Source organism: Agreia sp. Leaf335, from assembly GCF_001423605.1.
In the GTDB taxonomy this organism is placed as follows: Bacteria; Actinomycetota; Actinomycetes; order Actinomycetales; family Microbacteriaceae; genus Agreia.
The window spans coordinates 216,339-240,885 of the sequence record NZ_LMOQ01000001.1 but is presented as its reverse complement, the minus strand read 5'-3'; the positions used below and the strand labels follow the sequence as shown (position 1 = coordinate 240,885).

The 24,547-nt window shown below is 67.0% G+C and carries 23 protein-coding genes and 1 tRNA gene; 11 read left to right on the top strand and 13 right to left on the bottom strand.

Annotation, left to right across the window (positions count from 1 at the left end; all coding sequences use genetic code 11):
- Positions 1-73: 73 nt before the first annotated feature.
- The gene (locus ASF79_RS01200; RefSeq protein WP_055851032.1) at positions 74-1,357 is read right to left on the bottom strand and encodes an MFS transporter; all 1,284 of its coding nucleotides are present in this window, start codon (positions 1,355-1,357) and stop codon (positions 74-76) included.
- Positions 1,358-1,474: 117 nt separating this feature from the next.
- Here ASF79_RS01200 and ASF79_RS01195 point away from each other — a divergent pair, with 117 nt between their 5' ends.
- Entirely contained in the window at positions 1,475-1,954 is a 480-nt protein-coding gene (locus tag ASF79_RS01195) for a DUF3817 domain-containing protein (protein WP_055851029.1), read from the top strand.
- Between the two features lie 90 nt (positions 1,955-2,044).
- On the opposite strand, the gene ASF79_RS17775 is transcribed toward ASF79_RS01195, so the two are convergent.
- The 6 genes from ASF79_RS17775 to ASF79_RS01170 form a co-directional block, all read right to left on the bottom strand.
- Positions 2,045-2,167 carry a hypothetical protein gene (locus tag ASF79_RS17775; protein WP_268751119.1) on the bottom strand — a complete coding sequence of 41 codons (123 nt, stop codon included), beginning with the start codon at positions 2,165-2,167 and terminating at the stop codon, positions 2,045-2,047.
- Between the two features lie 191 nt (positions 2,168-2,358).
- A tRNA-Arg gene (locus ASF79_RS01190) sits at positions 2,359-2,432 on the bottom strand.
- Positions 2,433-2,500: 68 nt separating this feature from the next.
- A complete protein-coding gene (locus ASF79_RS01185; protein WP_055851026.1) occupies positions 2,501-3,418 on the bottom strand; it encodes an acyltransferase domain-containing protein in 918 nt (305 codons plus the stop codon).
- Complete coding sequence (locus ASF79_RS01180; protein WP_055776620.1) at positions 3,415-4,236, bottom strand: carbohydrate ABC transporter permease; 822 nt, start codon at positions 4,234-4,236, stop codon at positions 3,415-3,417. Before ASF79_RS01180 ends, ASF79_RS01185 begins: the two co-directional genes overlap by 4 nt.
- Positions 4,233-5,174 carry a carbohydrate ABC transporter permease gene (locus tag ASF79_RS01175; RefSeq protein ID WP_082465898.1) on the bottom strand — a complete coding sequence of 314 codons (942 nt, stop codon included), beginning with the start codon at positions 5,172-5,174 and terminating at the stop codon, positions 4,233-4,235. The genes ASF79_RS01180 and ASF79_RS01175 overlap by 4 nt, the downstream gene beginning before the upstream one ends.
- 9 nt (positions 5,175-5,183) lie before the next feature.
- Positions 5,184-6,536 (bottom strand): extracellular solute-binding protein, encoded by a 1,353-nt coding sequence (locus ASF79_RS01170; protein ID WP_055776622.1) that lies wholly within the window; start codon positions 6,534-6,536, stop codon positions 5,184-5,186.
- Between the two features lie 196 nt (positions 6,537-6,732).
- Between ASF79_RS01170 and ASF79_RS01165 the strand changes: the two genes are divergently transcribed.
- The 7 genes from ASF79_RS01165 (at position 6,733) to ASF79_RS01135 (ending at position 14,747) form a co-directional block, all read left to right on the top strand.
- Complete coding sequence (locus ASF79_RS01165; protein ID WP_055851024.1) at positions 6,733-7,974, top strand: ROK family transcriptional regulator; 1,242 nt, start codon at positions 6,733-6,735, stop codon at positions 7,972-7,974.
- Between the two features lie 54 nt (positions 7,975-8,028).
- Complete coding sequence (locus ASF79_RS01160; protein ID WP_055851021.1) at positions 8,029-9,060, top strand: ROK family protein; 1,032 nt, start codon at positions 8,029-8,031, stop codon at positions 9,058-9,060.
- Complete coding sequence (locus ASF79_RS01155; protein ID WP_055851018.1) at positions 9,053-10,372, top strand: MFS transporter; 1,320 nt, start codon at positions 9,053-9,055, stop codon at positions 10,370-10,372. The genes ASF79_RS01160 and ASF79_RS01155 overlap by 8 nt, the downstream gene beginning before the upstream one ends.
- A gap of 55 nt (positions 10,373-10,427) precedes the next feature.
- Positions 10,428-11,444, top strand: a complete 1,017-nt coding sequence (locus ASF79_RS01150) for a Gfo/Idh/MocA family protein (protein WP_055851017.1) — start codon at positions 10,428-10,430, stop codon at positions 11,442-11,444.
- 6 nt (positions 11,445-11,450) lie between these two features.
- Positions 11,451-12,500: a Gfo/Idh/MocA family protein gene (locus ASF79_RS01145; protein ID WP_055851015.1), complete on the top strand. Its 1,050-nt coding sequence runs from the start codon at positions 11,451-11,453 to the stop codon at positions 12,498-12,500.
- A gap of 9 nt (positions 12,501-12,509) precedes the next feature.
- Complete coding sequence (locus ASF79_RS01140) at positions 12,510-13,280, top strand: glucosamine-6-phosphate deaminase (RefSeq protein WP_055851011.1); 771 nt, start codon at positions 12,510-12,512, stop codon at positions 13,278-13,280.
- Positions 13,281-13,433: 153 nt separating this feature from the next.
- The gene (locus ASF79_RS01135) at positions 13,434-14,747 is read left to right on the top strand and encodes an HNH endonuclease signature motif containing protein (protein WP_082495613.1); all 1,314 of its coding nucleotides are present in this window, start codon (positions 13,434-13,436) and stop codon (positions 14,745-14,747) included.
- A gap of 62 nt (positions 14,748-14,809) precedes the next feature.
- On the opposite strand, the gene ASF79_RS01130 is transcribed toward ASF79_RS01135, so the two are convergent.
- A complete protein-coding gene (locus ASF79_RS01130) occupies positions 14,810-15,478 on the bottom strand; it encodes a LysE family translocator (protein WP_055851006.1) in 669 nt (222 codons plus the stop codon).
- Between the two features lie 133 nt (positions 15,479-15,611).
- On the opposite strand from ASF79_RS01130, the gene ASF79_RS01125 reads away from it, so the two are divergent.
- Entirely contained in the window at positions 15,612-16,028 is a 417-nt protein-coding gene (locus ASF79_RS01125; protein ID WP_326942839.1) for a CGNR zinc finger domain-containing protein, read from the top strand.
- A 58-nt stretch (positions 16,029-16,086) separates the two neighbouring features.
- Here the strand turns inward: ASF79_RS01125 and hpaD are convergent, their stop codons facing one another.
- The 4 genes from hpaD to ASF79_RS01105 are packed head-to-tail and all read right to left on the bottom strand — an operon-like array spanning position 16,087 to position 20,920.
- Positions 16,087-17,169 (bottom strand): 3,4-dihydroxyphenylacetate 2,3-dioxygenase, encoded by a 1,083-nt coding sequence (gene hpaD / locus ASF79_RS01120; protein WP_055851000.1) that lies wholly within the window; start codon positions 17,167-17,169, stop codon positions 16,087-16,089.
- Between the two features lie 31 nt (positions 17,170-17,200).
- Positions 17,201-18,745, bottom strand: a complete 1,545-nt coding sequence (gene hpaE, locus ASF79_RS01115; protein ID WP_055850997.1) for a 5-carboxymethyl-2-hydroxymuconate semialdehyde dehydrogenase — start codon at positions 18,743-18,745, stop codon at positions 17,201-17,203.
- 2 nt (positions 18,746-18,747) lie between these two features.
- Positions 18,748-19,431 (bottom strand): GntR family transcriptional regulator, encoded by a 684-nt coding sequence (locus ASF79_RS01110; RefSeq protein ID WP_235480494.1) that lies wholly within the window; start codon positions 19,429-19,431, stop codon positions 18,748-18,750.
- Positions 19,421-20,920 carry a fumarylacetoacetate hydrolase family protein gene (locus tag ASF79_RS01105; protein ID WP_082495612.1) on the bottom strand — a complete coding sequence of 500 codons (1,500 nt, stop codon included), beginning with the start codon at positions 20,918-20,920 and terminating at the stop codon, positions 19,421-19,423. Before ASF79_RS01105 ends, ASF79_RS01110 begins: the two co-directional genes overlap by 11 nt.
- Before the next feature lie 98 nt (positions 20,921-21,018).
- On the opposite strand from ASF79_RS01105, the gene hpaH reads away from it, so the two are divergent.
- Both hpaH and ASF79_RS01095 read left to right on the top strand, forming a co-directional pair.
- Positions 21,019-21,804, top strand: coding sequence for a 2-oxo-hept-4-ene-1,7-dioate hydratase (gene hpaH, locus ASF79_RS01100; protein ID WP_055850994.1), 786 nt, complete (start codon positions 21,019-21,021; stop codon positions 21,802-21,804).
- Positions 21,789-22,607 carry an HpcH/HpaI aldolase family protein gene (locus ASF79_RS01095; protein ID WP_235500593.1) on the top strand — a complete coding sequence of 273 codons (819 nt, stop codon included), beginning with the start codon at positions 21,789-21,791 and terminating at the stop codon, positions 22,605-22,607. The genes hpaH and ASF79_RS01095 overlap by 16 nt, the downstream gene beginning before the upstream one ends.
- Here the strand turns inward: ASF79_RS01095 and ASF79_RS01090 are convergent.
- Positions 22,601-24,493, bottom strand: coding sequence for an FAD-binding monooxygenase (locus ASF79_RS01090; protein WP_055852947.1), 1,893 nt, complete (start codon positions 24,491-24,493; stop codon positions 22,601-22,603). The two genes, ASF79_RS01095 and ASF79_RS01090, sit on opposite strands and share 7 nt — an antisense overlap.
- Positions 24,494-24,547 lie beyond the last annotated feature (54 nt).

The following is a 24,547-nucleotide window of genomic DNA, read 5'->3' as shown; positions in this document are numbered from 1 at the left end:
CGCCGACTCCACTAGACGGGCGTCGAAACCTTCGGCGGAGCCGACCCACGTGGCGGCCGACCCGCGGCCGTCGTCAGCCGACCTCGTCGACGGGCGCCGTCGCATCCAAGGGATGCGCGATCTCGTCGCGCGGCATGCGGGCGATGAGCAGAGCGGCGACCGCGAAGAAGACGGGCACGATGGCCGCGACGAGGAACGTGGGCATCAGGCCGACCGCCTCGCCGACCGGGCCCGCGAGCGCCATGGACACGGGCATGAGCGCCAGCGAGACGAAGAAGTCGAGGCTCGAGACCCGGCCGAGCAGGTGGCGCGGAACACGGCGCTGCAGGAGCGTTCCCCAGATCACCTGGCCGGCAGAGCCCGTGAATCCCACGATGAAGACGGCGACCGCCATCACCCAGAGCTCACTCGTGAACCCGATGACCGCGAGCGGAACCGAGCCGACGCCCCACGCGAGCAGCATCACCGTGAGGTAGCGGCGCGGCAGTCGTCGAGAGGCGACGAAGATCGATCCGATGGCACCGCCGACGCCGAAGGCGGCGAGCACGAACGCGAACGATCCGGCGCCTCCCCCGGTCTGGTCGCGCACCGCGAACGGAAGAAGCACCTCGATGGGCCCGAGCATCACGAGCACCCAGCCGAACGCGAACAGCAGGGTCGCGAACAGCCACGGCGTGCGCACCATGTAGACGACGCCCTCCCGCATATCGCGATAGACAGAGACGATCGGATGCGCCGAGTCGGCCGAGCGGTCGCGCACGACGGGCACGCTGCGCATCAGGCTGAGTCCGGCGAGCGCCAGCACGTGCACGACCACGATCACCATGAACGCAAGAGGAGGACCGCCGAGCGCGATGAGACCGGCAGCGAGGGCGGGGCCGGCCGCCTGCATCACGGCGGGGCGGAGTACACCCTCGATTCCGTTCGCCGCGAGCAGGTCGTCGGCGGGGAGAAGCGCAGGCAGGATCGCGGAATACGCCGGGTAGAAGAACCCCTCGCCGATGCCGAGGAGAGCGGCCGCGACGACGAGATGCCAGAGCTCGAGAGATCCGGTGAGCGCGAGCGCGGCGACGCCGGCCATACTCACCAGCTTGACCGCCTCGATGCCGACCAGGATGAGTCGCTGCGGCACACGGTCTGCGACGACTCCCCCGATGAGAGTGGCGCCCACCATGCCGATGCTCGTGGCGGTCGCGGTGATCGACAGCTGCAGCGGGCCCCCGCCGAGCTCGATGACCTGCCACACGAGGGCCACCAGCCACATGCCGCCGCCGAACAACGACAGCGTGAGCGCGCCGAAGAGCAGCCGGTACTGCCCGGTCGCGAAGGGCCGCATGGCGCGGGGAAGCTGTGCCATACCTCCACGCTACGGGCTTGCGCGGCTGCATCTGCGCCGCTTCGGCGCATCCGCGCCTGCTCGGCCTGGCGCGGATGCTCCCAGAAGGCGCGGATGCCCATGCGAGAGACTGGATGCATGGCCTCCGCTCGCACTTTGACGCCCGAGAGACTCTTCCGCGTCTTCGCCCTGCTCGAAACCATCACGTGGACACTGCTGATCATCGGCATGATCCTGAAGTACGCGGTCGGAGTCGGCGACTGGCCGGTGTCGATCGCGGGGTTCATCCACGGACTGATCTTCATCGCCTACGCGCTGCAGGCCGGTGTGGTGGCCGTGAACCAACGGTGGCGACTCGGTCTCGCGGCGCTGGCCGTCGCATCCGCCGTCGTGCCCTACGCGACGATCCCGATGGAGCGCTGGCTGGCCCGCCGAGGCAGCCTCGAGGGCGGATGGCGCACGGAGGCGACGAGCGACCCTCGAGACGCGCGCCCGCTCGACCGCGCGTTCCGCTGGGCGATTCAGCGGCCCGTCCCGTTGGCGGGCGGCCTTCTGGTGGCCCTCGTCGTCATCATGGCGACGCTGCTGATGGTCGGCCCTCCCGGCGGCAAGGCCTGACCCGCGGAGCGCTCCCGGTCAGAGCTTCGGTTCGTCGGTCCCATCCGCGATAAGCAACTCGATCTTGAGTTCTTGCACGCGCCGGTAGCTCTAGAGTGCGGCCGTCGCCGCCAGCATCAAGCGCGCGAGGATAACCACGAGAACGATGGCACCGATGAACAGTGCGAGCATGAACGCGATGTAGGGGATCGGGAACCAGTCGTTGTAGAACATCTACTCGACGCTAGTACGCGGCGCGAGGAGACTTCGACTCCCGACTCAGTCGCACGTCGTTCGCCCGTATTCAGGAGGAGCGCCCCGAACCGGCCGAGTTCGCACTCGTCGTGGCGGTTTTTCCTGAATTCGAGCACTCGAGGGCAAAGAAAAAGCCCCCGACTCTCGCGAGTCGGGGGCTGATCATGTTGTGCGCCCTAAGGGATTCGAACCCCTGGCCTTCTGATCCGTAGTCAGACGCTCTATCCAGCTGAGCTAAGGGCGCAGGTCAAGACCAGATGAAATCCTAGCACGCCTCACGGCGCCCCGTTGACGCGGCCGAAAAAGCACGCGTCACAGCCGCAGATACCCCCACGCCACCTGCCACGTCTCGCCGAGCTCGAAGCGCTCGAGAACGGCGCGCTGCAGCGAGGTGTCGCGCGGCAGTTCGTCGAGGCGGCTCAGGTCTCGGGTGCGGAACACGAAGTACAGCGCGTCGGTGTGGCCGTCGCTCGAGTGACCGATCGGCGTGAAGCGGCGCACGAACGATCCCACGTTGCTCTCGGGCGCGACGCGGTCGAGCAGAAACGGGTCGAGCATCCATGAATCGCAGGTGACGACAGACACCGGATACTGCGGAAAGTGCTCTGCGAAGAACTGTTTGGCCGCGGCCAAGCTCTCGTCGACGAGGGAGGGCAGCAGCGGCCCGGACTCCGGAATGTGAACGGCCAACACCCAGTCACCCGCGGCGATCACGCCCTCGACCTCGATCGTGGGCGTTGCTCGCTGCAGGGCGAATTGCAGCCGGCCCAGGGCGAAGATGCGCACGGTGAAGTGGTGGGTGAGCCAGCGCCAGGTCTGCAGGCCGAACTCCCCCGTGACTCGACGACTGATGGCGATGTGCCGTCCGACATCGGCCAGAGTGTCGCGAATCACCCGATCGGGGATGTCGTGGCGTCGGCTCCAGGCCACTACTCGCGGAGTCAGCGTGAAGAACGCCTTGAGCCAGACCAGGGGGTTTTGGGTGGGCTCGTCGAGCGGAATCTGGTTGAAGCTGCCGAAGCTGCGCCTCAGTGCCGCCACCACGAGCGCGACCTGCTCCTCGTCGCCATCGCTCTGAAGAAGACGGGTGCAGTCGGCGCGATCGGCGTCGTCGATGGCGAGAAGATCGAACAGATCGGTCAGACCGGCGAGGTCGGGGGTGTCGTGCGTCACGGCGGGCGCCGCCTCCTTAGGTGTCGTCGTCTTGGGTGTCGTCGTCTTGAGGGTCATCGACTCGAGATGCCGTCGAGCATGCCGCTGATGAAGCGCTTCTGCAGAAAGAAGTACAGCACGACGATGGGCGCCGCGATGATGATGCCTGCTGCCGCGAGCAGAGAGTAATCGGTCGCGTGCTGACCCTGGAAGAAGGCGAGGCCCAGGGGCGCGGTGCGCAAGTTGTCCTGCGTCACCATCACGAGGGGGATCAGGAACTCGTTCCAGGTCCACATGGCCACGAGCAGGCACATGGTCATGATCGAGGGAATCGACGGGGGAACGATGATCTGCCACAGGGTGCGCAGATCGGTGGCTCCGTCGAGCCGCGCCGCCTCGATCACCTCGCCGGGGAACGACATGAACTGGTTTCGCATCCAGAAGATGCCGAACGCGAGCGACTGCGCGATCTGCGGCAGGATGAGCGCCCAGTAGCTGTCGGTGACATGCGCGGAACGCAGGTTGAAGTACAGCGGAATGATGAACGCCTCGGCCGGCAGCAGCAGGCCGGCGAGCAACACGAAGAACACGATGTTCGAGCCGAAGAATTTGAGCCGCGCGAACGCGAATCCGGCCATCACACTGAGCACGGTGGTGACCACGATCACCGTGATCGTGACGATGACGCTCGACATGATGTACTGCGCGAAGTGACCGCGATCCCAGGCCTCCACGAAGTTGCCGAGCTCGATCGACTCCGGCATGCGGAAGCCGCTCGTGGAGCTCGACGGGCTGACCGCGGTGATGACGACACCGAGCAGCGGCACCAGCGCGAACGCCGCGAAGATGACGAGAACGAGGTAGGTGACGAGCTTTTCGCCGAGCGAGAGCTTCATTCGGTGTCCTTCGGCTGCAGGCGGCCGATCAGGGCGGTGATCAACAGGATGCCGATGGTCAGCACGACCGCGACACTCGCGGCGGATCCGACCTGGCCCGAGTTGAACGCGCGGTTGTAGGCCTCGAACGCGGGAACGGAGGTGCTGTTTCCCGGCCCGCCGCGGGTGGTGATGTAGACGAGGTCGAAGGTCTTCAGCGACGACACCACGGTGAGGGTGAGCGCCACCGTGATCTGGCCGCGCAGCGCGGGCAGCGTGATTCCGAAGAACTCCTGCAGGCCGCTCGCGCCGTCGAGGCGAGCGGCCTCGAACAGTTCGGGCTGCACGTTACCGACCCCGCTCAGAAAGAGAACGAGACAGAGGCCGACGTTGAGCCAGGTACCGACGAAGCCGACCGATACCAGTGCGGTGTTGAAATCGCCGAGCCACACGTGGGTGAGCGAGTCGAGCCCGATCGCCCGCAGCAGCGTATTGAGCAGTCCATTGGGCGAGTAGATCGAGAGCCACGTCGTGGCGATGACCACCGACGCGATGACCTGGGGAAGGAAGAGCACCGTGCGAAAGAAGGACATGCCGCGAAGGGCATGCGCCCGCGAGATGACCATCGTCAGCAGCAGGGCGATCGCGATCGGCAGGAACGAGTAGAACACCACGAGCACGCCCACGTGCAGGAACGAGTCGCGCAGCTGCTCGTCTTGAACGATGTCGATGTAGTTCTGCACCCCGGCCCACGTGGCGACACTCAGACCGTTCCAGTCGTAGAGCGAGTACCACGCTGTCTGCAGAGTGGGCACGATGAGAAAGATCAGCGAGAACGCGAGCGCAGGGGCGACGTAGAGGAACGCCTTGAGCGAGGCGATCCGGCGCCGACGGGTGCGGCTCGGCGCCGCACCCGTCGTTCGCGTCTCACCCGAGCGAAGCCGAGTGGTGACGGTCATTCGGAGTCCTTACTTGCTTCCCACGAAGCCGGAGTAGTCCTTCTGGAGGATCTCCGTAAAGGCTTGCGGCGTCACCTGCTTGTCGGTCAGCTGCTGCACCGCACTGGTGAGCGTGTCGTAGAACGTGGGCGTGGAGTAGTCGAGGTACGGGACCAGTCCGCCCGAGGAGGTGACCGAGCCGTAGGTGTCGAACACATCCGTCTCGAGACCCGGCTTCGGCGTGTAGTCCGCCGGAATCACCGAGGGCAGGCTGTTCTCGTCGATGAAGGTCTTGGCCGCTTCGGCATTGTTGATGAAGTCGATGTAGGCGGCAGCGACATCCGGGTTCTTCGAGCCCGTCGTGACGGCCCACGCGAGACCCTCGCCACCCGTGGTCACCGGAGAATCGGCGCCCTTCGGTGTGAGCGTGGTGAAGCCGGCGTCGTCGCCCATCGCCTCCGAGATCGCGGCCTGCTTCCAGGTGCCGACGATATAGAAGGCAGCCTGACCGGCCTCGAACTGGGCGAGGGCGTCATCGCGAGACACACCGTTGGCGCCCTCGGTGATGTAGCCCTTGCTCGACCAGTCCTGGATGGTCTTCGCCGCTTCGACCGTCGCGTCGTCGGTCCACGCGCCGCCCGCGCCGGTGACGAGCTCGTTCACCGCGTCGGATCCGGCGATCGCCGCCTGCACGACTCCGAACAGGTGGATGCCGGGGCTCTTCTCGATGTCTCCGTAGGCCATGGGCAGGATGCCTGCGGCCTTCGAGGCGGCCATGCTCTTCTCGAGATCGTCGAGCGAGGTGGGGGCTTCGACGCCGAGCTGGCTCAGGATCTTCTTGTTGTAGTAGATGCCCACCACCTCGCCGGTCTGCGAGATACCGAAGAGGTTGTCGCCCTGCCAGGTCTTGCCGTCGGCGCTGAAGGAGTTGATCTTCAGCAGAGACTCCGGGTAGTACGAGCTCCAGTCATAGAGGCCGTCGTAGTCGTTCAGCGAGCGGATGAGACCGCCTTCGACGAACGCTCCCATGTCGGGGTACCCCTGGTTCGCCTGAACCACGTCGGGCGGGTTGTCGCCCGAGAGCGCGAGTTTGAGAGTCGTCTTGAGATCGGCGAACGACTGGGTCACCCTGTCGATCTTCACGTTCGGGTACTTCGCCGAGAACGCCGCGTTGAGCTTTTCCTGCGCGTCGGTGATGCCCTCGTCGGTGTTCTGGTCCCACACGGTGAGGGTCACGTCGCCGGCGCCGGCGACGTCTTTCGACACCGGGCCGCTCGACTCCGCGGGAGCCGACCCCGCTCCGGGAGCACAGGCGGTGAGCGACAGTGCTACCGCGACGGATACGGCGATGACTCCTGTCCAGGAACGTTTCTTGCCATTCATACTGACTCCTCGACTTGCTGGGGCGAACTGAGTGATGGGGAAGGGTGATCGGGATGGTCGAGCGAAAAAGGTGGATCGGGTGCCTGCCATACAAGCTATGGTTCGTATGTTTCGTGCGGGTTACCGTTTGATTGCCACTGTAAGTACATTCTGATTCGAACTACTTCGTTCGATTTTCGCCCTATATGGTGAGTGTATGACACGCGCAGAGATTTTCCGAGAGTCGGAATACGCCCCGGGTTCGGTGGGCGACATCTTTCGCCTGATCCGTTCGGGCGCGGCCACCTCACGCTCGGCTCTCGCTCGTCAGATCGGTATGGCACCCTCCACGATCTCACTCCGCATCGACTCCCTCATCCGACTCGGCCTCATCAGTGAGGCCGGCGACGAACAGTCTCGCGGCGGCCGGCGAGCGCGCGCGCTCGAGGTCGCGACCACCGCCGGGTTCGTCGGGGCGATGGATGTCGGTGCTCACCACGTGCAGGTCGGCATCGCCGATCTCGGTGGGCGCATGCTCGCCATAGAAGACGTTCCGGTGGCGATCGAAGACGGCCCAGCGCCGGCCGCCGAGGCGCTGTGGGCAGCCCTGCAGAACCTGATCGTCGCCCACGACCTCGATGAGGCGCACCTGCGTGGCGTGGCGATCGGTCTCCCCGCGCCCATCGAATATCCGAGCGGCCGTGTCGTGCTGCCCTCGTTCATGCCCAGCTGGCACAACGCCGATCTGCCCGGACTGTTCGCCGAGTTCACCAGCATTCCGGTGCTCGTCGAGAACGACGCGAACCTCATCGCGTTGGCCGAGCAGACCATGGGAGGCCACAGCAGCGACCAGCTTCTGGCGGTCAAGCTCGGCACCCGCATCGGCTGCGGCATCATCTCCGACGGCCGTCTGCATCGCGGAGCCGGCGGCGCGGCCGGCGAGATCAGCCATACCGCCGTGCAGGGAACATCGACGATCTCGTGCGTCTGCGGCACCCCGAACTGCCTCGAATCCGTCGCGAGCGGCGGCGCGATCGTGTCCCGGCTCTCGCAACTGGGCTACAGCGTGCAGACCGCTGCAGACGTCGTGGAGCTCGGCCGCGGGGGCGACGCTCAGGTCGTCGACATCCTGCGCAGCGCCGGCACCTCGATCGGCGGCGTCCTCGCCTCGATCGTCAACTTCTTCAATCCCCGCGACGTGATCCTCGGCGGTGCCATGTCCGCGTCGGCGCCGCTGGTCGCCGCCATCAGAGCCGAGCTCTTTCAGCGCTGCCTGCCCCTGGTCGGCAACGACCTCGACGTGCGCGCCGCCCGCAGCCCGGGCGACGCCGGCGTTCGGGGTGCCGCACACCTCGTTCTCGAAGAGGTGCTGGCCCCGGCCCGCATCGAACAGCTCGTCCGAGAACTCGACGACACCCCCGACACCGCACCCTCCGACACCACGGCGCAGACCGCCTGATCCTCTCGGCATCACCTCCACCCGAACCTGCGTCCTAGAACAGCGAGTACCTCCGTGATCCACCCGCACCACTCGGCCCTCGACGTCGTCATCGCTATCGACATCGGCGGCACCACCGTCAAGGGCGCGGCCGTCGACGCCGCGGGCACGGTGCTCGCACGGCAGACAACCTCGACCTTCGACGCCGAACGCGACGCATACGAGAGCGTGGTCGCGATCGCGCGCCAACTCGTCGACGAGGCCGCGGCGGCCGGTTACACGACAGCGGGCATCGGCATCGCCACGCCGGGGCTGGTCGACCCCGCCTCGGGCACCGTGCGTTTCGCCGCGAATCTCGGATGGGACGCTTTTCCGCTGCGGGGCCTGCTCGAGGCCGAGTTCCAGGTCGCCGTCTATGTCGGCCACGACGCCCGAACGGCCGCGCTCGCCGAGCGAGCGGCGCACGGAGCCGGCGCATCCGGCACTGAGGCCAACGCGAGCTACGACCCCGCGTACGACAACGCCCTCATCGTGCCCATCGGCACCGGAGTATCGTCCGCCGTCGTCACCGGCGGGGTTCTCGTCGAGGGAGCCACCGGCGCCGCCGGCGAGCTCGGCCACATGCAGGTCGTGCCGAATGGCGCCCTCTGCACGTGCGGCCGGCACGGCTGCATCGAGGCCTACGCGTCGGGAACGACGATCCTCGAGCGATACCTCGAGCGCGGCGGAACGACCGCCTCGTCGACCCAGGAAATCGCATCCGTTCTCGATACCGACCCGGTGGCCGCGCGCGTGTGGGCAGACGCCGTCGATGCCCTCGCCATCGGGCTGGCCGGCATCACCGCCGTGCTCGATCCGGCCGTGATCGTCATCGGCGGGGGCGTCTCGGCGGCGGGTGACACCCTGATCGACCCGCTCCGCGAGGCCGTCTCCGCCCGCCTCGGCTGGCGCTCGACCCCGCGCATCGAGCAGTCGGCGCTCGGGGCGATGGGCGGCCTGATCGGCGCGGCGATCCTCGGCTGGGCAGACCGGGTTCCGGATGCGGGCTTCGCCCGGCAGACTCTCCGTTCGTTGAGCTCGGCGCCACAGGGAGCAGCCGATGCCTAAGCCCGTTCTCGCTGGCAGCTCGCTCGACCGGAGGCTGATGCTCATCTGGGGCGCCGGCGTTCTGGCCTACATCGTCTCCATCGTCAACCGCACCTCGCTCTCCGCGGTGGGCACCGAAGCGTCGGCACGATTCCACGCCGACGCGTCGACGCTCGCCCTCTTCGCCGTGCTGCAACTGCTCGTCTACGGAGCCATGCAGATCCCCGTCGGCCTCCTGCTCGACAGATTCGGCTCGCGTCGCGTGATGACCGTGGGAATGCTGGTCATGGCATCCGGACAACTCGTGATGGCCCTCACCCCGGACGTGCACATCGCTATCGCCGCCCGCGTTCTGCTGGGCGCCGGCGACGCCGCGATCTTCCCCAGCATCCTGCGCGTGATCGCGGCCTGGTTCCCGGTCAAGCGCGCCCCCATCGTCATTCAGCTCACGGGGCTGCTCGGGCAGTTCGGCCAGATCGTCTCGGTCATTCCGCTGGCCGCCCTGCTGCACGCCACGAACTGGCCCACCGCCTTCGTCTCGCTCGCCGCCGTCGGTGCGCTGGCCGGCATCCTGACCTTCGCCGTGGTGCGCAACGAACCCGAGAAGACGGGCGCGATCACCGTCGTCACGTCTCGCCCTGATCTGCGCCAGGGCTTTGTGGATGCCTGGAAACACCCGGGCACGCGGCTCGCGTTCTGGTCGCACTTCTCCACGCCGTTCGCGGGAAATGCGTTCGCGCTGCTGTGGGGCTACCCGTTCCTCATCGAGGGGCTCGGACTCTCGGTGCAGCTCGCGTCGCTGATCTTCACCTTCTATGTGCTGGCCGGGCTCGTGTTGGGCCCCCTGGTTGGTGCGGCATCCGCCCGGCATCCGCTGCGTCGATCGTGGATCGTGCTGACCGTCGTCGGGGCCCAGGCCGCGCTCTGGGCCGTGGTCATCCTCTGGCCGGGGGCCGCTCCCCTGCCCGTGATCTTCGCGCTCGCCGCCGCTCTGTGCGCCGGTGGCCCGGGCTCGATGATCGCGTTCGATCTCACCCGCGCCCACAACCCCGCGCAGCGCCTCGGCACCGCCACGGGAATCGTCAACGGCGGCGGTTTCCTCGCCAGCGTGATCGCAATCCTCTTCATCGGCATCGCGATGGATGTGCAGGGCGCGGGCACTCCCGCCACCTATTCCCTCGCCGCGTTCAAGGTCGCGTTCCTCGTGCAGTTCCCGATCTGGGCGATCGGCATCATCGCCCTGCTGCGCGAACGCCGCCGCACCCGCGCGGTGATGGCGGCCAGAGGCATCCATCTGCCCCGCATTCGCGATGTCATCGCCCGAAGGCGATGACCCCGTGCCCGCCAGCTCTTCACCCGCCCACCTCTCCTCCGACGGAAAGACAGCCATGACACACACTCCGCTTCGAATCGGTCTCATCGGTGCCGGTGGCATCAGCAATTCCCACCTGCCGCATCTGCTCACGCTCGGTGCCGACGTCTACGTCTACTCCGAGGCGGGCGCACCCGAGCTGGTCGCCCAATACGGTGGAACCGTCGTCGACACGCTCGACGAACTGCTGGCCGCCGTGGACTTCGTCGATGTGGCCACTCCGACATTCACGCACCACGCCCTGGTGAAACGCGCGCTCGAGGCCGGAAAACACGTGATCAGCGAGAAGCCGCTGGCACGGACCGATGCCGAAGTCGACGAGCTGGCGAGGCTGGCCGATGAGCTCGGACTCATGCTGTTTCCCGCCCACGTCGTGCGGTTCTTTCCGGAGTACGTGCTGCTGAAAGAGGCCGTCGCATCCGGCCGTCTCGGCGATCTCGCCGTGCTGCGCTTCTCGCGATCCGGCGCCTTCCCCACCCGCACGCCCTGGTTCGCCGATCGAGCGCTGTCGGGCGGCATCATCATGGACCAGATGATCCACGACATCGACATCGCCCGGTGGGTCGCCGGCCCCGTGACGCGGGTCTCCGCGGTCTCGTCACGGGCCGGGGATGCGACGGTGCCGGTCGAGGCGGCGCATGTTCTGCTCACGCACGCCTCAGGCGCCATCAGCCACATCGCCGGAATCTGGGGTCCGTCGCACCTGCCGTTCACCACGGAGTACTCGGTGACCGGAACCGAAGGCTCGCTGGCCCACTCGTCTGCCGCGGAACGCAACTACATCTCGCACCTCGCCAGCGTCGACGGGCCGAGCGGTCTTCTGCCCGAGGTCGACCCGGCCGAGAACCCCTACTTCGCCGAGCTGCGCGAGTTCACCGACGCCTTCAGGGGCGGCGGCGTGCCGCGGGTGTGCGCCTCCGAGGGAGCCGAGGCCGTTCGCCTGGCCAATGCCGCTCTGCTCTCGCTCGAGACGGGGCAGCCCGTCGACATCGACTCCCCCGCGTCCCCCTCCGTCCAGGCCACCGGAAAGTAGAAGACGATGCGCACACCCGATCGCCCACTGAAGATCGCCGTCATGTCGTTCGCGCACACCCACGCTCGCGGCTACATCGAGCTGCTGAAGAGCACTCGTTCGGTGAGCCTGCTCACCTCCGACCCCGGCGAGCATTCCACTGCAGAGCTGCGCGGTCGTGCCTTCGCCGAGCACCTGGGCGTCGACTACGTCGACAGCTACGACGAGCTCATGGCATGGCAACCGGATGCGGTCATCGTCACCAGCGAGAACGCCCGCCACCGGGCCGACGTCGAGCGCGCGGCCAAGGCCGGAGCGCACATCCTGTGCGAGAAGCCGCTGGCCACGAGCCACGCAGACGGCGTGGCCATGCTCGAAGCGGCAGACGCCGCAGGCGTCATCCTGATGGTCGCGTTTCCCGTGCGGTTCGCCAGCACCTTCTCTCGTCTGAAGGCCGAGTACGACGCCGGCCAGCTGGGCCAGGTCTTCTCTGTTCGCGGCAGCAACAACGGCAAGCTGCCCAGCGAGCGCGCCTGGTTCACCGACCCGGCGCTGTCGGGTGGAGGCGCTCTCGTCGATCACGTCGTGCACATCGCCGATCTGCTCGAGGCGCTGATGGGCGCGACTCCGGTGTCGGTGACCGCCGTCACCAACCAGAAGCTGCACGCCGAGCGAGCCCGTGCCGAGACGGCCGGTCTCGTGACCATCAGCTACGACAATGGCGTGATCGCCGCCATCGACTGCTCCTGGAGCCAGCCCGACTCTGCGCCCACCTGGGGCGGCGTCTCCGTGACCGTGGCCGGCACATCCGGAACCGTGGCCGTCGACTTCTTCGGCCCGCGCGCACGTGGCCTCGACACGGCGACGGGCCTGCCGATCGAAGCGCCCTACGGCCCGAACTTCGACGAGGCGCTGCTCTCGACCTTCATCGACGCGGTCTGCGCCGACGCACAACCCCAGCCTGACGGCAATGTGGGGCTGCGTACGCTCGATATCGTCTTGGCGGCGCAGGAGTCGGCGCGCACCGGTCGCACGATCGCCGTCGCAGACATCGCGTCCATCGCGTCGAACGGCTAGGGGGGCAGCATGCAGGTCATCATTCTTCCCAGCGCGGCCGCGATCGGCGACTACGCGGCCGGCGTGATTCTGCGCGGTGTCGCCGAGCGTTCGAACTACGTTCTCGGCGTGGCCACCGGCTCGTCGCCGCTGCCCGTCTACGAGGCGCTCGAGCGGCGGTGGATTCCCGAGCTGGCCGGCATCTCTGCCTTCGCCCTCGACGAGTATGTGGGGCTGCCGTACTCCCACCCCGAAAGCTACCACTCGGTGATCGACCGCGAGGTCACGACCCGACTGCGGCTGGATCCGAACAGGGTGCATGTTCCCGACGGGATCGCCGACGATCCGGCCGCGGCCGCGACGGCGTACGAGACGGCGATCCGGGATGCCGGCGGCATCGATCTGCAGCTGCTCGGCATCGGCGGCTCGGGGCACATCGGCTTCAACGAGCCGACCTCGTCGTTCGCGAGTCGCACCCGCATCAAGACCCTCACCCCCGAGACGCGCAGCGACAACGCGCGTTTCTTTTCGTCGCCCGACGAGGTACCCCTGCACTGCATGACGCAAGGGCTCGGCACGATCCTCGACGCGCGACAGGTTCTGCTCGTCGCAACAGGAGAGAAGAAGGCCTCGGCGATCGCCCGGGCCGTCGAGGGTCCGCTCACGAGCATGTGCCCGGGTTCGGCGCTGCAGCTGCATCCGGATGCGACGGTGCTGCTCGACGAGGCGGCCGCGAGCGAGCTGACCCTCAGGGACTACTACCGCTTCGTGTTCGAGCACCGCCCGGAGTGGCAGCGCTGACGGCTGGCGCCGCGTAGGTTCTGCCCCGGTCATTCCTCCACAGCTATTCCTCCACAGGGCACGCTTTTCGAAGTTATCCACAGGCGGATCCCCTGATCAAGCGCCTTTTCTGTGTTTCGACTCAATGTCGGTGGCTGCTGTTTGACTTCTCGTATGACATCAACGATCCCGCTCCCCGAGCCAGACCCGTATGTGGTCGCACTCGAGGAGGTCGCCGCCCTCGATCAGCAGATAGCCCGACTGTCTGCCGACAGGGCCAGACGCGTCACCGACGCGAGAAACCACCTGCACAGACAGGCACCCACCGATACTTCGACGGGTGGCCCCGTCTGGTCGACGGCCCGGGTCGAACGGGTCGAGCTCGTCACGGAACTGGCGCAGCTCACTCGCCGAACGGAGTACCGGGCCGCGACCCTGATCGACACCAGCACCGCGCTGGTCGACTTGCTGCCGGCAACGCTGGCTGCCGTCGCTGCGGGCGCGTTGTCATGGGAGCACGCCGAGGTCATCGCAAAGCATTCCGACGGCCTCGACGGCGACGCTTTGGTGTCGTATGACGCCCGGCTTGCGGCGCTGGCGGCGGAGGTGAACCCGAAGCAGCTCGACCGCAAGGCGAGAGCGCAGGTCGAGCTCTCCCAAGCGTCCACCGCGGTCGAACGGGCAGAGAAATCGGCGGCCACCCGGCGTATCTATGTCGATCCCGGAGCCGATGGCATGGCGTATTTGTCCCTGTTCGCGCCAGCACCCGAGATCCACGCGATCGCCGATCGGGCTGCACGCCTCGCTGCCGGGCTCAGGGCGGGTGGTGATCCGCGCAGCATGGGGCACCTGAAGCTCGATGTCCTCACCGACCTCATGCTCAACGGAGAGACCTCGATCCCCGGAGCCACCCGAGGAGTTCGGGGGCGGGTTCACGTGATGGTTCCGGCGATGACGTTGCTCGGTGTTGGGCAGGAGGCCGCGATCTTGCGCGGTTATGGTCCGATCGACCCGGCGACTGCGGCGCAGTTGACCGCGGAGGCGACGTCGTGGAGGCGCATCCTCACCGACCCCGTCACCGGACGCATCCTCACGACCGATCCCCGCGACTACCGGCCGACCGCCCGGATGATCGACCATGCCCGGTTGGTGCATCCGACGTGTGTGTTTCCGGGGTGCACTGTTCCGTCGGAGCGGGCCGACATCGACCACACCGAAGATCATGCTTTGGGTGGGCACACCGCGCCAGAGAACCTGGCCCCGCTGAGTCAAGAGCATCACAAGGTGAAGCACCACACGAGGTGGCAGATCGTGCAGAACGGTGACGATACCCTCACCGCCACGTCGCCAGCGGGCTACCGATACGTTGTTCAGCCGGAGGGCAGGATGAAACCCGCACCGAAACAACTCATCGCAGCAACCGCAGCAAGGAACGCGGCTGCAAACGGAACAGAACCGGCGGACGACCTAGCCGACTGCCCCTTCTGAGAACTCGACCCGCACGCCGAACCAGAGGAGGAGTTCACGGACGGCCCCTTCTAGATGTGGCGTCAGACGTGCGCGCTCTCCGGAACGTCGAAGGCCAGGAGCAACGCGACAGCGCCGAGCAGCACTCCCGTCGTGCGTCGTTGCCAGATCACCCAGCGGGGTCGCCGCGCGAGGAAGCTCGCGATGGATCCCGCAGCGATGACGATGAGCGCGTTCACAGTGAGACTGACGACGATCTGCAGCAGACCGAGGGCGAGTCCTTGAAGGAGGGGGTGACCGCGTTGAGGATCGATGAACTGCGGAATGACGGTCAGGTACATGATCGCGACTTTGGGGTTGAGCAGATTGGTCATCAGGCCCATGCGAAAGAGGCGCCCGACGCTATCGCGCGGCAGATCGCCGACCTCGAAGACTCCGCGACCCGCGGGGCGCAGGGCTTGCCAGGCCAGGTATGCGAGATAGACGACGCCCGCCGCCTTGAGCCCGATGAACAGCAACGGAAGGGAGACGAAGACGACCGCCAGCCCCAGGTTCGCCATCAGCATGTAGACGATGAAACCCAGGCCCGTTCCTGCCAGCGAGATCAGGCCGGCCCGACGGCCCTGGCTAACGCTGCGCGACGCGAGGTAGATCATGTTCGGGCCGGGGATGAGAACCATCGTGAGAGCGGTGAGGATCATGGCGACGGCTGCTGCCGCAGAGATGGGCGGAGCCAGTGCAGTAAAGGTCATATGCACACCATGATGTAATGCCTTTATGCAACTCAACCCTTACGGAGAGTACGCCGTTCTGCTTGCACAATCACTCGCGAATGACTGGCCGAGCAGCCGAGCGGGGGTCATCGCGCGAACTCGGGAGTTCGGCATGACGATGCCTTTTCCCGAACAGCCACAGGACCACACCCGTTGCCGCTCTGTACTGGACACCTGGCTGACCGTCGTCGATGCGGCCACGCCAAACGATCGGGCGGCGATCCTCAACGAGCAGATGGCCATCGCCTCGGCGTACCCCCGCTTGACCGACCACAACGCCGAGGGGTGGCACCTGCACTATCGCGAGGTCGACAACGACCTTCCGCGCGTCCTGCAAGCAGTCTTCATGGTCGGCACCGCTCTTCACCTGACCACTCGCGGAATGACACGCCTCGAGCGTTGCGCTGCGAACCCGTGCACGAACGTGGTCGTCGACGTGTCCCGCAACGGCACTCAGCGGTACTGCTCACCCCGGTGCGGAAGCCGAGACGCCGTCAGGCGCCATAGAGCCCGACTGCAACGGTCGTGAACGTCGCCCTCAGCTGATCAAGCGCGGCTCATCCGACTCCTCTCGGCGGCGACGAGGCTCACAGCGTGTTCCCGAGCTTGAAGCCCTCGACCGTGTCGTCTTTGCGGGTATACGAGAATCCGTCGGCGCCCACCGTCACCGCCATCTCGCTGGCGTCCGTGCGGGCGATCACCGGCTGCGGGTTGCCGTCGAGGTCGAGCACGAGGGATGCCTCGGTGTACCAACTTGGCACCACCGCATTTCCCCACCAGTCGCGACGCTGGTTGTCATGCACGTCCCAGGTCACGACCGGGTTGTCGGGATCGCCGGTGTAGTAGTCCTGCGTGTAGATCTCGACCCGGTGGCCGTCGGGATCGGTGATGTACAGGTAGAAGGCGTTCGAGACTCCGTGCCGACCGGGGCCGCGCTCGATCACGTCGCTCTTGCGCAGCGCCCCGAGCTTGTCGCAGATGTAGAGGATGTTGTGCTTCTCGTGGGTCGAGAACGCGATGTGGTGCATCCGGGGACCGTCGCCGCCGGTGAGGGCGGTGTCGTGCACGGTGTCTTTGCGGCGCAGCCAGGCCGCGTAGGTCACGCCGTCTTCGTCTTGGATGTCTTCGGTGACCCTGAAGCCGAGGTCTTCGAGGTACTTACGCCCACGTGGCACGTCGGGGGTGACCTGGTTGAAGTGGTCGAGGCGAACGAGTGCACCGGGTCCGTAGAGGTCGTAGCGCCAGGCGAGGCGCTCCACGTGCTCGACCGAGTAGAAGAACTCGTATGGAAAGCCGAGCGGATCGGTGACCCTCACCGAGTCGCCGATGCCGTTGACGAAACCGTCGCGCTTGCGCTCGGTGCGGCATCCGAGGGCCTGATACCAGGCCTCGGCGCGGTCGACGTCTTCGGGCGTGCGCACCCGGTAGCTGAAGGCGGCGACGGCCGCGATCGGGCCTTTGCGCAGCACGAGGTTGTGGTGAATGAACTCCTCGAGACTGCGCAGGTAGATCGCGTTCTCGTCCTCCTCGGTGACGACGAGACCCAGGATGTCGACATAGAACTCGCGCGACCGCGCCAGGTCGGTCACCACGATCTCCATGTAAGCGCAGCGCAGGATGTCTGGCGGCGTGAGCTCGGTGGGCGTGGGAACCGGGGTGGAATTCGTCATTGAATCGTCTTTCATGAAAGGGGTGGTGAGGTCAGTGGGAGGCGGGGCTATTCGCGCCGAAGCGCGCGGTGTGCACGTCGCCGAGAGTGATGTGCACGGCCTGCTGGTCGGAGTAGAAGTCGAGCGAGCGGTAGCCGCCCTCGTGGCCGAGTCCCGAAGCCTTCACTCCGCCAAACGGGGTGCGCAGGTCGCGCACGTTATGAGAGTTGAGCCACACCATGCCCGAGTCGACGGCCTGCGCGAATACGTGCGCACGCTCGAGATTCGAGGTCCAGATGTACGCGGCCAGGCCGTACTTGACACCGTTGGCGAGCTCGAGCGCCTCTTCCTCGGTGTCGAACGGGGTGATCGCGACGACGGGGCCGAAGATCTCCTCTTGAAAGATGCGCGCATCCGGCTTCACATCGACGAAGACGGTGGGCTGCACGTAATTGCCCGTGGGCAGGTGCTCGGGGCGCCCACCACCCGCGACCAAGCGACCCTCCTCCTTACCGATCTCGACGTAGCTCATGACCTTTGCGAAGTGCTCGGGGTGCACGAGCGCCCCCACCTCGGTCTTCGGATCGTGGGGGTCGCCCACCACGATGTTCTTCGCGCGCTCGGCGAATCGCGCCACGAAGTCGTCGTAGACGCTGCGCTCGACGAGGATGCGCGAGCCTGCGGTGCAGCGCTCTCCGTTCAGCGAGAACACCCCGAAGAGGGTCGAGTCGAGCGCGGCATCGAGGTCGGCGTCGGCGAAGATGACGGCCGGCGACTTTCCGCCGAGCTCCATCGACATGCCCTTGAGCGTCGGCGCGCAGTTCGCGAAGATCAGCTGCCCCGTCGAACTCTCGCCCGTGAACGAGATCAGCTGCACGTCGGTGTGCTTGACGAGCGCGTCGCCCGCCTCTTCGCCGAGTCCGTTGACGAGGTTGAACACGCCATCGGGAACACCGGCCTCGCGGAAAATATCAGCCCACAGGCTCGCAGAGAGAGGCGTGAACTCGGCGGGCTTCAGCACGACCGTGCAGCCGGAGGCGAGTGCCGGTGCCAGCTTCCAGCTCTCGAGCATAAAGGGCGTGTTCCACGGTGTGATGAGCCCGGCGACACCCTTCGGCTTGCGATTCACGTAGTTCAGCTGCCGACCCGGCACCTTGTAGGTGTCGTCGGACTGCGCGACGATCAGGTCGGCGAAGAAACGGAAGTTCTCGGCGGCACGCTGCGCCTGGCCGAGGGCCTGTGTGATCGGGAGGCCCGAGTCGAACGATTCCAACTCGGCGAGCCGGGCATCCCGCGACTCGACGATGTCGGCGATCTTGTTGAGCACGCGCGATCGTGCGCGCGGCAGCATCCGGGGCCAGGGGCCCTCGTCGAAGGCCGTGCGGGCGGCCGCGACGGCGAGGTCGATGTCGGCCTTCTGCCCGGCGGCAGCGGTGACGTAATTCTCGTTCGTCACCGGGTCGAGCACGTCGAAGGTCTCGCCGCCGACGCTGTCGACGAACCGGCCGCCGATGAAATGCTGGATGCGCTCGGGCAGGCCATCTGGAACGTGCTGTGTCGGCGTGGCCGGCTGGGTGCCTGCTGTCTCTGTCGTCATGGTCATCGTCCTTGATTCGCTTGGTGGTTGAGGAGCGCGTCGAGCGTTCCGGTTCGGTGGGCACGGGCGGCGAGCTCGATCTCGAGCGGATCGGCACCGCTCTCGATCAGCTGCAGCAGACGCTCGTGCTCGTCGACCGACTCCTGCGCCCGGCCGGGCACGAAGCCGAAGATCGAGTCGCGCAGCACGGCGAGGCGCTTCCAGCCGCGGTGCACGAGGTCGAGGATGTGCGGATTGGGGCAGTGCTCGAAGATCACCGCGTGGAACTGCCGATTGAGCTCGGTGAAGCGATGAGGGTCGAAGTGGTCGAGACAGTCGCGCATCGCCGCGTTGATGTCGCGCGCCTCGATCAGGTCGAGCGCGGTGACGAACGGGGCCGACAGAGCGGTGGCCCTGCCCTCGACGAGGCTCAGCGTCTCCATCGTGTAGAAGTACTCGCGCTCGTCGACCATCGCCACCTGGGCTCCGACATTGCGCTCGAACGTCACCGCACCCTCGGCCTCGAGGCGGCGGATCGCCTCGCGTACCGGCACCACGCTCACCTCGAGCTGCTTGGCGATCTGGCCGAGCACGAGCCGGAACCCGGGAGTGTAGTTTCCGTTCTCGATGCGCTCCTTGATGAAGCGGTACGCGAGTTCGGACTTGCTCTCGGTCACGATCTCGCCGTTCGCAGGTTCACTCGGCACGGCTCTCGCCCTTCGCATCGGCGTACTTCTTCTTCCACGCCGCGTTCATCGGATAGAGGCCGTCGACCGGCTCGCCGGCCGCGACCTGCTCGGCGATGTACTGCTCTTCGCGCTCCTGCTCGATGGCGGCTTCGACGACCTCGTCGACGAGCTGCGGCGGAATGACCAGCACGCCGTCGCCGTCGCCCACGATCACGTCGCCCGGCTGCACCGCGGCGCCGCCGCAGGCGATGGTCACGTCGACGTCCCACGGAACATGCCGTCGACCGAGAACAGCCGGATGCGCGCCCTGCGAATACGCCGGGATGCCGAGAGCGGCGACCGCGGCGATGTCGCGGATGCCGCCGTCGGTCACGATTCCGGCGGCGCCGCGCACCTGGGCGCGCAGGGCCAGGATGTCGCCGACTGTTCCCGTGCCGGCCTCTCCGCGCGCCTCGATGACGAGCACATCCCCGGGGTTCAGCCCGTCGAACGCGCGCTTCTGCGCGTTATAGCCGCCCCCGTGGCTGGCGAACAGATCGGGTCGGGCGGGGATGAAGCGCAGGGTGCGGGCGCGCCCGATCATCTTCTCTTCCGGGTGCAGCGGCAGCACACCGTCGATGGAGACGTCGTGGAAGCCCTTCTTGCGCAACTGCGAGCTGAGCGTCGCGGTGGCCACCGAGGCGAGCTTGACGCGTCGCTCCTCGGTGAGCTGCCACGCCGGTTCGAGCCCCGCCTCCTCCGGGCTGCCCCATGCTTCGGCGCGCTGCAGATCGTCGATCTTCGGGCCGGCGCCGAAGGCTCCCGGCTCGGAGTCGCCCTGCACCACCCGCGTCACGAGACGTCCTGTGCTCGGCGCGCCCGGCGCATCCGGTGCATCGACCTCGACCTCGACGGTCTGCCCGGGCACGACGACGCTCGACCCGGCCGGGGTGCCCGAGAGGATCACGTCGCCGGGCTCGAGGGTGATGAGTTGCGAGAGATCGGCCACCAGCTGGGCGAGCGGAAACACGAGTTCGGCTGTCGTGTCGCTCTGCACGAGCTCGCCGTCGACCCAGGTGCGGATGCGCAGGGCGGCGGGATCGACGGATCGTGCGTCGATGAGGTTCGGGCCGAGCGGGGTGAAGCCGTCGCCGCCCTTGGAGCGGAGGTTCGATCCCTTGTCGGCGTAGCGCAGGTCGTAGACGCCGAAATCGTTGGCCGCGGTGACGGCGGCGACGTGCGCCCAGGCATCGGTCTGCGTCACGCCGCGAGCGCTCGTGCCGATCACCAGGGCGATCTCTCCCTCGAAGGCGAGCAGCTCGGTGCCGGCGGGGCGCTCGATGACGCCGCTCGAGGCCACGGAGGTGCTGGGCTTGACGAAGTAGGAGGGCTGCGCCGGCGTGCGTCCGCGTTGCGCGATACGGCTCGGGTAGTTGAGGTGCAGCGCGATGACCTTGCCGGGGCGCTGAGCTCCGGTGGAGCCGTAGGGGGTCACGAGCGCCTCGGACGGGACTTCTTCGTACGTCATGGAAGGATCGTATACGATAAGATCAACGATGCAAACCCTCGTGGTCGTGCCAGCATAAGAAGCGGCCCGCGCGAGGATCGAGAAGAGACGAGGATGTCATGCTCGACGACACGACGATCGCTGCGATCGCCGACGAATTGGTTGAGGCGGCACGCACCCGCACTCCCGTTCCGCGGCTGACCGCCCGCTACCCCGACATGACCATCGAGGATTCGTATGCCGTGCAGTCGCTCTGGCGTTCGCGCAACGAGGCAGCAGGCCGACGCCTCGTCGGCCATAAGATCGGCCTCACCTCGAAGGCCATGCAGGCGGCCACCGGCATCACCGAACCCGACTACGGACTCATCTTCGACGACATGGTGCTCGAGAGCGGCACGGTTCTCGACTGGGGCGTCTACTCGCATCCGCGGGTCGAGGTCGAGCTCGCGTTCCGTCTGAAGGCCGATCTCACCGGCCCAGACTGCTCGCTGTTCGACGTACTCGCGGCCACCGAATACGTCGTGCCCGCGCTCGAGATCCTCGACTCGCGCATCGAGATGGAGGGCCGCACGATCGTCGACACCATCAGCGACAACGCCGCCATGGGCGTGATGGTCGTCGGCGGTCGCCCGGTGCGCCCCGACGAACTCGATCTGCGCTGGGCGGGCGCCATGCTCTATCGCAACGAGGGCATCGAAGAGACCGGACTCGCGGGCGGCGTACTCAACAACCCCGCCAACGGCGTGGCCTGGCTCGCCAACAAGATCTTCCCGCACGGCGACACGCTCAAGGCGGGCGAGCTCATCCTCGCCGGCTCGTTCACTCGCCCGATGTGGGTGTACGCAGGCGACTCAGTGTTCGCCGACTACGGCCCGCTCGGGGTGGTGACATGCCGATTCCAGTGAGCCCCCTAGATCCGGATGCCGGCTTCGCCGCCGCCCTCGGCTCCCACAACCGGCCGCTCGCCGGCATGTGGGTCTGCAGCGGCAGCCCGGTGATCGCCGAGCTGTGCGCGGGGTCGGGACTGGACTGGCTGCTCATCGACGCCGAGCACACGCCGAACAGCCTCGAATCCCTGCTCGCCCAGCTGCAGGCCGTGCACGGCTACCCGATCCTTCCGGTCGTGCGACCGCCGGTGCTCGATCCGGTGATCATCAAGCAGTACCTTGACATCGGCGCCCAGACGCTGCTCGTTCCCATGGTCGATACGGCGGAGCTCGCCGACCTGGCCGTACGGAGCGTGCAATACCCGCCCCGCGGCATCCGGGGTGTGGGATCGGCCCTTGCTCGCGCCTCGCGCTGGAACCGCACCGACGACTACCTCGCCACCGCCGCGTCGCGCATCTCGGTGATCGTTCAGATCGAGTCGGTCGCGGCCGTCGAGAACATCGATGCGATCCTCGCTGTCGACGGCATCGCCGGCATCTTTCTGGGCCCCTCCGACCTCGCCGCCTCTATGGGCGTGCTCGGCCAGCAGGATCACCCGGATGTCATCGCCGCGGTCGAGCGCTGCATCGCTGCAGCCGTCGCGGCCGGGGTGCCGGCGGGCGTCAATGCCTTCGCCGAGCCGCTCGCGCGTCGCTACCTGTCTGCCGGGGCGTCGTTCATTCTGGTCGGCGCCGATGTCGCGCTGCTCGCGCGCGCCTCGGAGGGCTTGGCGGCGAAGTATGTCTCGGCGGAGCCAGACGAGAACCGCGCCAGCTACTGAGTCGAGGCCGGGAGCATCGCGCCCGAGAAGAACCCCGAGAGCTCGCCACGAGCCGAGAGCGGCAGCACGTGGGCCACGTACTGATCGGGGCGAACCACCACGACGCACCCCTCTGACGCAGAGATACCCCGCTCGGCGAAGATGCTCCGCTCCGGCGCGGCCGCGTAGACCTTCTCGTAGTCGATCAGGCCGAACGGTCCGGTCCGCGGCAGGAACACCGTCGGCACCGCGGTGATGTCGACGTCGACGTGAGCCTCGGGGTACACGACCTTCACGTCGAAGACGCCATCGAACTCGGCGCCGGGTGCGACGTGTCGAACGAGGGGTGACTCCGGTGCACGCTCCAGCCACTCGGCCCACGCGGCCAGGGCTTCACGACCGCCATCCGCCTGTGCGGCCGGAAAGGCGTACAGCCTCCATCGGCCGTCGGCCTGGGCGTGGTGCCCGAGGTGAAGGGGATTTCCGTCGGCCACGCGAACCACCGGGGCTGACTTGAAGCGCTTACCCAGGGGAAAGCCCTCGGCCAGGCCCTGGTGCGCGGAGTCGCCGATCAGCATCGACGGCTCGTACTGGGTCATGAAGCCAGCGGGGAATTCGATCGTGCGAACGTAGAACTCGGCGAGCTCTTCGGGGTTCTCGAACTCTTCTGGCTTCTTGGCCATCAGCGTCGACCACTCCTTGTCGAAGTCGATCAGGTTCTTCGCGATGACCTGACGCTCACCGGAGTACGTCTTCAACAGCTCCTCCGACGCGAGGCCGGTCAGTACGTGCGCGAGCTTCCAGCCGAGATTGAAGCCGTCCTGCATCGAGACGTTCATGCCCTGCCCGGCCTTCGCGCTGTGGGTGTGGCAGGCGTCGCCCGTGATGAAGACGTGCGGGCTGCGATCGTCGCCCTCGGGCACCTCGTCGAACTTGTCGGTGAGCCGGTGGCCGACCTCGTAGACGCTGTACCAGGCCACGTCTTTCACATCGAGCGTGTACGGATGCAGGATGGCGTTCGCCTTCTCGATCGCCGTCTCGACCGTGGTTGTGCGCACCGCGCCGTTGTCGCCCGCGGCCACCTCGCCGAGGTCGACGTACATACGAAAGAGGTGCCCACCCTCGCGGGGGATGTGCAGGATGCTGCCCGACTGCGATTGGATCGCGCACTTGGTGCGGATGTCGGGAAAGTCGGTGACGGCCAGCGTGTCCATCACGGCCCACGCGTGCGCGGCCGAGGCGCCCACGAGCTTGCGGCCGATCGCCTCGCGCACACCGCTGCGGGCGCCATCGCATCCGACCACGTACTTGGCGCGCACCTGCCTCGTCTGCCCGGCGCGCTCGCCCGCGGTCTCACGCAGGGTGACCAGCACCGGATACTCGGCCTCGTCGTCGACCACGAGCGTCACGAACTCGAAGCCGTAGTCGATGCCCATGCGGGCCGGCGCGTTGCGTGCCACCTCGGCGAAGTAGTCGAGCACACGGGCCTGATTCACGATGAGGTGGGGAAACTCGCTCACCCCGGTCGCGTCGTCGACCGCGCGGGCCGAGCGATGGATGCGGCTCGGGTCCGTGGGGTCGGGCGACCAGAAGGCCATCTCGCTGATCTGGTAGGCCTCGGCGGTGATCCGGTCGGCGAAACCGAAGGCCTGAAAGGTCTCGACGCTGCGGGCCTGGATGCCGTCGGCCTGACCGATGGCCAGCCGCTCGGGCCGGCGCTCGACGATGCGGGCGTCGATGTCGGGGAACTGCGCGAGCTGAGCGGCGAGGATCATGCCCGCGGGCCCCGATCCGACGATCAGCACGTCGACCTGGCCGGGCAGCTCGCTCGGTCGATTCAGCCCTACACCGGCAGCGGGCGCGATGCGGGGATCGCCGGATACGTAACCATGGTGGTGGAATTGCATGAGTTGCTGCTCCGTCTTCATTGACCGGGCCATCACCGGCCTTGTACCGCCGGA